Annotated in this window: 7 protein-coding genes and 5 tRNA genes; 2 read left to right on the top strand and 10 right to left on the bottom strand. The window is 37.7% G+C overall.

Annotated features, from left to right (window positions below; translation table 11 throughout):
- Positions 1-31: 31 nt before the first annotated feature.
- Positions 32-1,363, bottom strand: coding sequence for an MATE family efflux transporter (locus DW721_RS13460; protein WP_118746063.1), 1,332 nt, complete (start codon positions 1,361-1,363; stop codon positions 32-34).
- A 333-nt stretch (positions 1,364-1,696) separates the two neighbouring features.
- On the opposite strand from DW721_RS13460, the gene DW721_RS13455 reads away from it, so the two are divergent.
- Positions 1,697-1,888: a hypothetical protein gene (locus tag DW721_RS13455; RefSeq protein ID WP_118746062.1), complete on the top strand. Its 192-nt coding sequence runs from the start codon at positions 1,697-1,699 to the stop codon at positions 1,886-1,888.
- Positions 1,889-2,082: 194 nt separating this feature from the next.
- Positions 2,083-4,218, top strand: coding sequence for an EAL domain-containing protein (locus tag DW721_RS13450; RefSeq protein ID WP_182436333.1), 2,136 nt, complete (start codon positions 2,083-2,085; stop codon positions 4,216-4,218).
- A gap of 106 nt (positions 4,219-4,324) precedes the next feature.
- On the opposite strand, the gene DW721_RS13445 is transcribed toward DW721_RS13450, so the two are convergent.
- The 9 genes from DW721_RS13445 to DW721_RS13405 form a co-directional block, all read right to left on the bottom strand.
- Positions 4,325-5,299, bottom strand: a complete 975-nt coding sequence (locus DW721_RS13445) for a sugar ABC transporter substrate-binding protein (RefSeq protein WP_118746060.1) — start codon at positions 5,297-5,299, stop codon at positions 4,325-4,327.
- A gap of 18 nt (positions 5,300-5,317) precedes the next feature.
- Positions 5,318-7,300, bottom strand: a complete 1,983-nt coding sequence (locus tag DW721_RS13440; RefSeq protein WP_118746059.1) for a methyl-accepting chemotaxis protein — start codon at positions 7,298-7,300, stop codon at positions 5,318-5,320.
- Between the two features lie 414 nt (positions 7,301-7,714).
- Entirely contained in the window at positions 7,715-8,314 is a 600-nt protein-coding gene (gene thrH / locus DW721_RS13435; RefSeq protein WP_022013899.1) for a bifunctional phosphoserine phosphatase/homoserine phosphotransferase ThrH, read from the bottom strand.
- Positions 8,315-8,357: 43 nt separating this feature from the next.
- Positions 8,358-8,430 (bottom strand) — tRNA-Gln (locus DW721_RS13430).
- A 135-nt stretch (positions 8,431-8,565) separates the two neighbouring features.
- Positions 8,566-8,639, bottom strand: a tRNA-His gene (locus DW721_RS13425).
- 15 nt (positions 8,640-8,654) lie between these two features.
- Positions 8,655-8,728 (bottom strand) — tRNA-Arg (locus DW721_RS13420).
- Positions 8,729-8,734: 6 nt separating this feature from the next.
- Positions 8,735-8,805, bottom strand: a tRNA-Gly gene (locus DW721_RS13415).
- A gap of 51 nt (positions 8,806-8,856) precedes the next feature.
- Positions 8,857-8,931 (bottom strand) — tRNA-Pro (locus DW721_RS13410).
- Between the two features lie 248 nt (positions 8,932-9,179).
- Positions 9,180-12,923 (bottom strand): Ig-like domain-containing protein, encoded by a 3,744-nt coding sequence (locus tag DW721_RS13405; protein ID WP_118746058.1) that lies wholly within the window; start codon positions 12,921-12,923, stop codon positions 9,180-9,182.
- Positions 12,924-13,098: the final 175 nt, after the last annotated feature.

Raw genomic sequence — 13,098 nt, 5'->3', positions numbered from 1 at the left:
CCTTGCGAAAATATTCAATAATCTAATATATTTACTCTCCCCCGTTTATTACCGGATTTTTCTTTATCCCGATAAGCAGTGGTATTACCATTATGACCCATGCAATAGGCTCAGCCCATATGATTGCCCAATATCCGAGTACCGGGGTCAAAAATGTTGCCACAAGCACTTTACATATAAGCTCAAATGAACTTGATACAACAGGTGTTACGCTATCCCCGATTCCCTGCATTGCATTTCTAAGGATACATATGACTGCCGGTATAAAATAGAGCAGCGTGTCAACTCTGAGATAAAGCGTTGCCGTGTCTATCACCTGCTGCTGTTTTGTCGCAGTTATCATCTCAACCATGTACGGCACAACAGTATATGACAAAAGCACCATAAATGCACACCATATCCATGTGACTATCGTCACCTGCCATATCCCTTTCTTTATCCTGTCTGATTTCTTTGCTCCCATATTCTGACCACAGAATGTTGCCATCGTTGTTCCAAACACGGTAAACGGCAGCATGAAAAATTCTGAAATCTTTCTCGCCGCAGTATGTGCGACTATATAGTTCGCATTGTTGAGAGAGTTTATCGCTCCCTGAAGTGCAACAGAACCTATATTAATAAGCGAACTCATAAATCCCATTGAACAGCCTATCGCAAACATTGATTTTACAAGTCCTTTTTCAAGTTTTATATCTTTTATCCCAAAGTGAAGTACGGGATATTTCTTAAGCATATACACGAAACAGCACACAAATGACATTATCTGTGACAGGATTGTTGCAAATGCTGCACCTTCAACTCCCCACTTAAATCCACAAACGAACAAAATATCAAGACCTATATTAACAAATGTGGAAATTATCAGAAAAATAAGTGGGGTTATCGAGTCACCTATCGCCCTGAACAGCCCGGCACAGACATTGTAGAGCATCGCACCGGTCATTCCTAAAAGGATTATTCTGAAATATCTGTAAGCACCGTCTATCAGATTTTTGGGAGTGTTGAGAAATTCAAGTATGTTCCTTAAAAATCCCACACTGAGCACCGTAAACACAAACGACACCGCTATTCCAAGCACAAATGTTGCAGCTACTGCCTTTTTTATCGCTTTTTCGTCCTTTGCGCCATAACTTCTCGCAACGATTATCGCAAATCCGTTTGTCATACCGAGCAGAAATCCGATTATCATATTGTTGAGTGAGCTTGTAGCACCCACAGACGCAAGTGCGTTTTCCCCTAGAAACTGTCCTACTATCCTCGTATCAGCAAGACTGTAGAATAACTGAAATATATTTCCTATCGCAATAGGAATTGCAAATCCCATTATAAGCGGCAATGTTTTTCCTTTTGTCAAATCTTTCATCTTAATTCAAACCTCATTTCCATACTTCTGTATCACTTTTTGCGGACCGGAAATCATTTTAACACACTTTTCACTAAAGTAAACATTTTTATGGCTGAACTGTTACTATTGTACGAATATTTCTTTAATCAATTTATTTCAAAATCATCTGTTTTGTGGTAAAATAGACACATACATCTACAAATCAGACTATATTAAGCATTTAATAACATACAACCATGATTGGAGAGACATTAGTGTGAAAAATCCGATTTTTCACACACAAGATTTGTGTCTGTGCACACTTGGCACAAACTTGATATGCAAAAAATGTGTGCAGAAATGAGGATTATTATGAAATCTATCAAGACTAAAATTATTGCAGCAGTTATATTCTGCTCACTCCTTTCAACTGTTATATGCGGTGGAATAAGCATTGTAAATTCTTCTAAAACATCTGTTGAAGATTCAAAGAGACAGATGGAGATTGCCTGCATTACACAGACAGATAAATTAGACAGCGTATTATCTATGTTCAAACATTGATATTTAATATATATTCTTTTAATGGAGGTTGATATTGAATGGGTAAAATATACACTATACTAATATACTTAATGATAATCCCAATATTGGTCTGTATAAAAAACATTAAAAAATTTCACAACGACATTTCATCTTCCATTACAAGATGTCTTGTCTTTGCCATTTTTACCATCCTGGGAAATGGCTTATTTACATTGAATATAAACGAAACCATATCATATCTTGCAATGGCATTATATCTTTTTGCATATGATTTAATGCTTATTTACATACTACAATACTCACAGCAATACACTAATGTTTTCAGTGAGGTCAGACCTTTTAGATCCGGATGTTTTATTCTTGCTTTTGCAGATGGTATATCTTTGTTTTTAAATGCTTTTTATCATCAGGTCTTTACATTAAAACTTACAACTTACGGCAATCTTTTAATCTATCGCATTGATAAAAGATATGCTGCATATTATCTGCATTATATCTTTGCTTATTTTATCGTGCTGATGTTTATCGCATCACTGATAGTTAAGATTGCCGAAATACCACATTTCTACCGTAAGAAATACTATCCTATCATATCGGTTATGAGTGTCATCATAATATTAAACCTTATATACACAATATCAGGTTTTCCTATAGACTTGTCACTCCCGTTTTTTCTATTAGCAGCATTTCTTATATGTTATTTTACATTTTACCATACGCCAAATGAGCTGATAGACAAAACGCTTTCTATAGTAGTCACTGAAATTAACAACTCCGTAATCTGTTTTGACATTGACAGCAAATGTGTCTATGCAAACGACAGTGCACGCAGACTCTTTAATTTAGATTCAGATGACGGTTCAACCGAAAATATAAGCAAATATGCACAAAGACTGCTTGAAGAAAACATATTAGACAACAAAGATTATTTCACCTGGAGTGAAAAAAGAATGTTAGGTGACGATGAACATCATTTCGATGCCGAATTCAGAAAGCTCTATGATTCACATAAAAATTATATTGGTTTCTTTATCAGCCTTATAGATGTAACCGAAAAGTATATAGCATACAACAAAGAGCGCTACCTTGCAACTCATGACAGACTTACCGGAATATACAACAGCTCATATTTCAGCGAGAAAGTATCAGAACTTCTCAAGCGTGATCCTGATACTCCCCGCCTTATTCTTTGTTCAAACATCAAAGATTTTAAGCTGGTAAATGACTTATTCGGACTTGAAAAGGGTAATGAAGTCTTAAAAATGCTTGCAGAGCTCCTTAAAACAACTTGCTGCAATGGCACTCTTTACGGAAGAACAGGCGGTGATAAATTTGCGGTATGTATCCCTAAAGAACATTTTAAAGAGGAAGATTTTCTCAATGCAATATACACACTGAGCAAAACTTTTAACAACACGCTTTATCACCTGCACATATATGTCGGTGTATATGAAATAACAGATTGTAACGAAGATGTCTCTATTATGTGTGACAAAGCAAATATTGCCATAAAAACACTTCACGGAACATATGATAAATGTATTGCTTATTACAACGACAGTATATTCAACGACACTCTGCTCGAAAAACGCATTGTAGGAGAATTTGATACTGCACTTGCTGAAAAACAATTCTGTATGTACCTGCAGCCGCAGATGACACCTGAAGGACAAATGCTTGGTGCTGAAGCTCTTGTACGCTGGCAGCATCCAAACAGAGGACTTATATTCCCGGGAGATTTTATTAATGTCTTTGAACGAACGGGACTTATTTACCGCCTCGACAAATATATCTGGGAACTCGCCGTACAAAAACTCTCCGAATGGCAGAAACTCGGAAAAAATGAACTTTATATTTCAGTAAATATTTCCGCAAAAGATTTTTATTACATGGATGTTTACAAAACCATAACAACACTTGTTGAAAAATATGGCATCATACCTAAAACACTTAAACTTGAAATTACTGAAACCGCCATAATGACCGGTATATCAGGTGAACTTGAAATCCTTGAGCAATTCAGAAACTATGGTTTCCAAGTCGAAATTGATGATTTTGGAAGCGGTTATTCATCTTTAAACACTTTAAAAGATATGGATGTCGATGTACTTAAAATAGACATGGGATTTTTAAGAACAACAAAACCTGACAGAATACAACGAAGTATGTCAATACTAAACAACATTATAGACCTTTCAAAAACACTCGGTCTTTCAGTTATTACAGAAGGTGTGGAAACTAAAGAACAGGTCACCGCACTCACCAAAATGGGCTGCCGCATTTATCAGGGATATTATTTTTCAAAGCCTATTCCTATTGAAGAGTTTGAAAATACCTATTTAAAGTAAAAAAGTCTGAACTATTACTCATATGATTTTTTACTCAAAAAGAAAGAGTCAGTAAATCTACTGACTCTTTCTTTTTTATACCTATACTTCCTACATTCCGGCAAACTTACTCATAATCCTTTACATTTGAACTGTCTACCTTTTCAAATGGCACCCATACATATTTCTTATCCTTTGTAACCCCCTTAAATCCTGATAAATCTCCACCATTTGCAAGATCTATGGCTGCCTTTACCGCCATTTCTCCCTGACCGGTAGCAGACTGATATACCGTAAATGCCATATCCCCCGACTCAATAGCCTTACAGCCATCAGATGTTGCATCAATTCCTAAAATCTTTATATCGCTAATTCCCTCATCCTTGCACGCCTGTATAATACCTGTCGCCATTGTGTCATTGTTGCAGGCAACAGCATCACATTTCTGACCTGTTTTAAAAAACAGCTTAAACATATCTTCTGCCTTGACATTATCCCATTCTGCCGTGTCCTCAAACACAAAGTTTACTGTTTTTCCCGATGCTCTCAAAGCATTTTTCAAAGCTTCTGTTCTTGGTTTTGTTGCCGCATGAGAAAGAGCACCTTTAAATATTGCCACATTTATTTCATCTGATGACTTAAATTCATTAAGTATATATTCAGCCTGATATTTTCCTGCGTCTTCTTCATTTGAACCCACATAGACATATTTTCCTGCATCAAGCTTGTCATCCTCAGGACAAGTATTGAAAAATACGATAGGAATATCCCCCGCAAGTGCTTCAACTTCAAAAGCCGTATCTATATCAACAAGACCACATATTATCGCATCATACTTCTCAGATACAGCCTTCTTTATGTCACTTACCTGAGTTTCAATAGAATTCTTTTCATCCACAACTTCAACCTGTGCACCACTTTTTTCTGCCAATTCTTTAGCTTTCTGTGCAAATGCTCCTCTAAAATCATCCGCCTGTGATACAGATATAAAAATCTTCATTCCATCTGCATTTACATTACCGCTTTTTGAATCGTTTTTACATCCGCTCAAGCAACATATCATCAATGAAATACATATAGCCAAACTTACAATCTTCTTCATGAGTTATACCTCCTTTACTTATATCCGAAACTGTTGAACCTGATTTTCAAGCTGTACTGCAGACATGGCAAGATTTTCTGCCTCATCTTCAACCGCTTCACTATTCTTTGAAATGTTCTTAGCCTGCTGAAGCATGGATTCTGAAGTTGCAAGTATTTCATCTGAACTTGCTGCCTGTTCTTCTGAGATTGCCGCAACATTTGTTGCAACCTCATCTACCTCATTTATCTTGCCTGCCATTTCGCTTATCAACGCACCGGTATCCTGTATATTTTTAAATATAACATCAAATGTATCAACTGCCGTATGTATAAGACCTGCACTGCCTGATATGTCCTCTGCACTGCCTGATGCCTGTCTTACCGCATCTCCAACAAGATTATTAATCTCTGTTATAAGTGCCGTAATATTTGCAACCGATTCTGTACTGTTATTTGCAAGCTTTCCTATCTCAGATGCAACAACCGCAAAACCTTTTCCTGCTTCGCCTGCTCGTGCCGCTTCTATAGATGCATTTAGTGATAACAGATTTGTCTCATCCGCAATCTCACCAATAAGATTAATAATCTGTACAATTTCACCTGATGCATTTCCAACCTTATTTACAGCAGCTTCAAGATTATGTATCGACTCCTCTATACTCTCAAGAGCAATGCTTACACGCTCCATATCCTGTCTGCCTTTTTCAGATATGGCTACAGTTTCATTCATCTTTTGTTTAACCCGACTGCTGTCCTCTTTTGTATCAGATGCAACTCCTGCAAGCTGTGTTGCATTTTCCGCAATCTCATTTACAGAGAGAGAAAGCTGGTCAACCGTTGTGTTCAGCTCACCCATGGATTGTGACTGTATTGATGCCGCCAAATTCATCTCACTTGAAACTTCTTTGCTGGAATCCGCCTGTTCTTTAAGCTTTCCGGAAATGCTTCCCATTTCTTTTATCATCTGTTTCATATTTTCTATAAATTTCTTCACACTGTATCCCATAACAGCAATCTCATCATTGCCCTTTACATCCATTGTTACAGTGAAATCTCCTGATGACATCTGGGTAATAATCTTTGTCATCTTCTTTACCGGCTTGATAACAATGTGTGTCACACGCTCAATAAGCACGCATAACAGAAGTATGCACACAACGCTTATAACTATCATTACCATACGAAGATGAGCAATATCTGACATTATAACACTCTTTGGTATATAAGAAACAAGCAGCCAGTCCGTTCCGTCAACCTCTTTAAAAACAGTCATATTTCCGTCAAGTGTTGTAGAATCATATTTTTTTGCCGTCACTTTCTTGGCAAGTTGTTTATAATAGTCACTCTGTTTTCCATCACCAATTTTCTGTGATATAAGCTCACTGTCTCTGTTAGCTATTATTACCCCTGTGTTCTTGTCAACAAGTACCGCTTCTGCGTGTTTCATCTCTATAAATGAATTAACGATAATCGCAACACGGTCAAGTGTCATATCGGCAGAAATAACACTCACATTTCCAGATCCATCATTTATCATAGCCGATGCACTGATAACATTTTCTCCCTTAGAATTTTTGTATGCTGAACCCACCTTAGGATTAACCCTTGTAAGTCCTTCTTTGTACCACACGCTTCCTGTTACATCACTCTCAGACTTATCCGACTCAGAAGCCTTCATCAGCTTCCCGTTTGAATCAGCTATATATATTCCACCCGGATAATTCTCATCAAATCCATAATAACCATCAAGAATATTCTGCATTTCCTCATTATCAGGTTTCAACTGTTCAATAGTCTTCTTTGCCGACTTAATACCTGCAATATTTTTATTAAGCCATGACTCAATTTCATTTGCCTGATTATCTACCGAAGATTCCAAAAGATTCTCTGAATAATTTCCAATTATCCCTGATGACATCTCATAGGCAACAAGTACCAGCACAACTACAATCGCAACCATAACCGGAATTATTATCCCAAGTAGTTTTGCCTTAATTGACATATTTCTTTTTTTCTTCATAACAATCCTCCATTCCTTTATAAATGTACTCTCGGTATCTTCTTAACAAAAAATTCCGAGAGTACATCACATAATCTTCAATCAAATCAATCAAATTTGACAAAATATATTTAATTTATACCAATTATAACATTTTTTACATAATATTTATATCTGTTTTTTAACGCTTTTTACATAATATTTATATCTGTTTTTTAACGCTTTTTAATAAAACACACACACTTGTTCCTGTATTCCAAATATCCCGCTGCAATTCATTACTGCGTTTTGAATATTAAAAATTTTTCTGCTATATTTAACTGAAAATCATTGATACATTATGAGCATTTTCTATACATATAAAAATCCCAGACCTGAACAGTCCGGGATTTTTAATCTATTTAATATTTCAAACTTAAATACTTACTTTAAATATCATAAAGCCTTTTTGACAGCCGCCATAAGCTCATCATATGTATCAAATGCTTCAAGGTCAGGATTTTCTGCCTTAATGCTGTCAGGACTCTTGAAAAGAAATCCTGCTTTACTTGCACGAATCATGCCGAGGTCATTGTGACTGTCACCGCTTGCGATAGTCTCATAACCGATAGACTGAAGTGCCTTAACTGTTGTAAGTTTTGACTGCTCACAACGCATCTTAAATCCTGTAATCTCTCCGTCATCCGCAACCTCAAGTGAATTACAGAAAATTGTAGGCCAGCCGAGTTTCTTCATAAGCGGGCTTGCAAACTGTGTAAATGTATCACTGATGATGATAACCTGTGTGATAGAACGAAGCTCATCCAAAAACTCTTTTGCTCCAGGTATAGGATCAATCTTTGCAATAGTGTTCTGAATTTCTTTAAGACCAAGACCATGCTCTTTTAAAATCCCGAGTCTGTAGTTCATGAGCTTGTCATAATCAGGCTCGTCTCTTGTTGTTCTCTTAAGCTCCGGAATCCCAGTCTCCTCAGCAAATGCTATCCAGATTTCCGGTACAAGAACTCCCTCTAAGTCTAAACATACAATATTCATCTCAACCATCCTCTTTTCTCTTTATATCTGTTCTTTAAAGCAACTGGACCGGCGGGATTCGAACCCGCGGGATGCAGGAGTCAAAGTCCTGTGCCTTACCGCTTGGCGACGGCCCATCATATATGCCATTTACATTTGTTATGCAAACCGCAGTTTATCATAAACTATATAAAAAGTCTCCGCAAATTATTCTTAAATATTGCAACTCTCCTATATAGTAAAAAATCCTTGTAAACTACAAGGAAATCAAAGGTGGATAGAGGGATTCGAACCCTCGGCCTCCAGAGCCACAATCTGGCGCGCTAACCAACTGCGCTATACCCACCATATAAAATTAAAACGTGCCAGGAGGGATTCGAACCCCCGACCCACGGCTTAGAAGGCCGTTGCTCTATCCAACTGAGCTACTGACACATACAAAGCGGGTGATGGGAATCGAACCCACGTATCCAGCTTGGAAGGCTGGTGTTCTACCATTGAACTACACCCGCACATTTGGAAACAAATGTGTTTCCCGCTTTATTTATTTAATGCGTCACCAGTCGGGGTGACAGGATTCGAACCTGCGACCCCCTGATCCCAAATCAGGTACTCTAGCCAAACTGAGCCACACCCCGAGTTGTTTGCTTTCTCGCTTTCGCTTTACTCGCTAACCGCTTTCCCGTGACGCAAGATATATATTACATTATGTTGCACTGTTTGTCAACAACTTTTTTCAAATTTTTTAATTTTTTTTTGTAACAGTTCAGCCATAAAAAGATAATTAGCAATACAATGAGCTTGTTCATTGTATTTTCAAATGCTGAACTGTTACTTTATTCACCTAAGACTTCGGGGAGGCACTTCTGCCTCCCCGCTTTATCCATTATCTGATAATCCTTAATTTACTCTGACTTGTTCCTGCACTATTTGTTGCAAAAGCTCTCAAATGTGTCCTATACGGATACCTTCTAATCTTAAATATATAGCGGTATCTGTGCATTCTCTTAGAATAACCGCTGTTTTTTCTTCTTGTATATCTGTGTTTTCCGATTCTTAATACTACTCTCGGACACTTTTCTCTTGTAAGCACGATTATCTTTGTGGTTCTCGTCGTAAGTCTTCCATATATATTTGGCGTACTTGGTTTTCCAAGCACAACTTTCCACTTACGCATCGCCTTTATTGATTTGCCATGCCCTTTCCTTATCGTAGCATAGATTCCTGTTCCTACAGCAACACGCTTTTTCAGCTTAAATTTAAACTTGCCGTTTGAACCTGTCTTTCTGACATATACTATACCATCCACAAACACATATACCGTAGCTTTACCTTTAGCCCATCTTCCTGTCACATAGGTACTCTTATTTGTCACCTTACCTATATGAAGATTAGTATTTCTGTGCTTCTTGTAAACATCATATGCTGAGCTTACGGTTTTACTCTTAGATACACCTGTCCTTACTTTGCCTTTTACCTTGTCCTGTGCATATATCGTGATAGTCTCCTTAGCGTGCAGCCTCGGTGATGTTATTCTGTAATAACCATCTGCATCCGCTTTTGCTTTATAGCTTTTCTTGCCACGCTTCAATATAACTGTACACTTTCCACTATCCGGCACTTTTCCGAATACATATCGGTCGGAACTTGAAACCGTGTAGATAGTCGGTTTATTCGGTGCACTCTTTGAAACCTTTTTATTTCTGACATGGCTCACTCTGCTAAGTTTATCAACCGAATATACAGATACATTTGTTCCTGAATACTGATTAGGAATAGCTATCGTATAGTCTCCATTGCTTTTTATGACAACATTAACTTTCTTTATCTTAAGTTTCTTATCGTAACCGTTACACTTCTTATAATAAGAAGAACCTATTGCCTTTGAAACATACACATTTTTGCCAATAACCGCATAAACCTTGACATTGCTGTCATTTGTATTTCCTTTTATCTCATAACCGTTATTTTTAACAGATGTAATCTTAGGGCTGTTTGGTCCATTTCTCTTGACGGTAACACTCGTGCTCTTGCTCTTGTCACCACTCTTATCGGAAACATATACCGTAATCTTTTTCCCTGCATTTTGTACCGGTATCTTAACAGTAAACTTTCCTTTGACATTTACTGATGCCTTATAAACTTTAGAACCAATCTTAACATTTACCGTAAGATTTGGATACGCAGTACCTGTAACCTCATCATCAATATTTGTAACTGTTCCTACTACCGGTGCTATAAGCGAAGTCGGATAAATATTGGTAATCGCAACTTTCTCAATTACTGATTTTCCGTTTCCGCTCTCAACATAAACTGAATAGACACCGTTTTCTGACACACTGAAAGTATCTGAATCCATTGTTATAGCACCACCACTTGCCGGTGTCAGATTCCATACCTCAGAGTCCTTATCATAGTCCCCCTTAACATACTTTTTGACGGTTATTCCTGATTTTGCATTTGCCACAACTCTTACCGGAACACTGCTCTTTGTATCTGCCTTGCTTGTCTCCGATACGACAACTGACGGTATCATATCATCCTGTCTATTTTGTACACCTGTATTACAATTATAATAATTGAAATAACCCATTGTATCATAAACACCTTTACACCAGTTCTTTGCAAGCAGCAGACTCTCACCTGACTTGCCGCTTTCCATAAGGAATTTATAATCGTCCGGAAGATTAAGCTGCCAATTCTGTGAGATATTTAATTTGAGATCACTTATCTGTGCCTTTTCCTTCAGGTACTCCTCTATAACATCCTGAAGATTGTCATGTGAACTCTGAAGTATATTGTCATTTACGCCTGCATTTGCATCACACTGCATATGTGGTGTAATCTTGTCCGTCACAAGCACGATATTCTGGTCATCACTTATAGGATTGCCATTGTAGGTCATCGAAGTAATCCTGTTTGTGTCATTTAAATAACTTCCGTTCACATCATATCTCGGTGCAGCACTTGGATCAATCGTATATTCTATACCGCTGCACTGAAAAAACTCACTCCAGTCGCCAAGATAAGGTTCCTGTACCAGCGAATTTCCACCGGTTTTATTTATATAATCTGACAATATGATATTGTTCCACTTAGTGTCCTTTGAAGTTCCCGTAGTCTGATATATAGATGCAGCCCACTCCAGCCATTCTTTAAGCTGTTTTCCGGTCATTGAATATATATATACATACCTGTGGTAGTTCGCAATAGTATCAAGATTACCCTCCATCAGTTTGCCTGAAATATCAGCATAATCTCCTCCACTTTCTCCACCATACTTCGTATATCTCGCCAACGAGACTATTGGCCAGCTTCCGTACTTTGATTTATTGGCTTCAACAAACCGTGCCGCATAGTCAAGCTGTGCCTCGTGAACAATCTGGATTATCTCATTACTCTCAAGCAATGCTGAATAGTTATTCCATCTGTCTCCGCTTGCGATAGTTCCTATCTCCGTATTGCAATATGTTTTAAGAACACTATCCCATTTTGACATAGTCCCGGTAATAGCTTCATCACAAGAAGTGTCTTTCTTTGTTTTTCTTATCTCATACTTAGAGTCGCTGACTACTATCTTTCCTGTCTCATCTCTTTTGAGATTTAAATCAACAACTCCGATGCCACGACAACTGTCCTGAACCATGATAAGTCTTTTTCCATTTACAAGACCTGTCTTAAGGTCAACATTTGGCAGTGAGTAATGTGCATCACTTGAAGATCCGGTCGGAAAATCTATATGTTCATGTCCTGCAAGCACTAAATCTATATCACTTACCGTTGTGAGCATATAAGCCATATCCCCGGCTTTTTTCTTCGGATTGTCCGTTCCGAAACCGGAATGAGCCAGTGCAATTACTATATCTGCCCCTTTTTTCTTAAGTGCAGCCGCCTGCTTCTTTGCATTCTCAAGGATATCTTCCGTCACGAGTTTTCCTTTATATTTCTCTGTCTTGCTTGAAAGCGATGGTACCGTTTCACCCAATATACCAATTTTTACAGTCATTACCTGACCTTCATCATTGGTAATGTTTTTTTCGATTATCTTATTCTCAACACCGAATATACTCTTATTATCGGCAGCACTATAAACATTTGATAACACACAGGATTGTTCAAGTCCTGATGTTTCAAGCTGACTTACCAGATAATCATATCCATAATCAAAGTCATGATTTCCAAGCGTGATGGCATCATAACCTATCATTGTCATAGCATTATAAACCGGCTGCAATGCCTCAGGCTCATGATTATATATGTAATCTGTAGTAAAATCATACACACTGTCACCGAGGTCAAATGTAAGATAATTTCCTGTTCCAACCTCATTTCTCGCCTTTTTAACAAGCGTATATGCCTTATTAAGACCTCTGTTTACTTCCTTCGCCGACTGATAATCATAATTGACCACCTGACCATGAATGTCTGTAGTAAATATAACTCTCATATCCGCATCCATAGCTGCCGCAGATGCATTGCTTGTCGGCTCCGGACTGCTTGCCAGAACTATATCAGCAGCCTTTGCTTTCTTTGTCATTCCCGATATACTGTTACTTAAAGTCGTAACATTCATTGATGTTATTGAAATTGCAAAACTTAAAAATAAGCTTATTTGTTTTCTCAACCTCATAAATTACCTCTTTCTTATCCTGTTTTCACCCTATTCTTCTATATTACCGCAAATTTGTGTTAATAATGTGTTACCATATATTCCCGGATTGCCCCAAACTTCCGGCAGTCACACCATTATTAAACCTAAATTCGCAGCGTCCGGTATAACAACTACGGGCGCTGCGAATATTTTA

Source organism: Clostridium sp. AM27-31LB (assembly GCF_003480745.1).
GTDB classification, from domain to species: Bacteria; Bacillota; Clostridia; order Lachnospirales; family Lachnospiraceae; genus Butyribacter; species Butyribacter intestini.
This window is presented reverse-complemented; position numbering and strand designations above follow the sequence as displayed.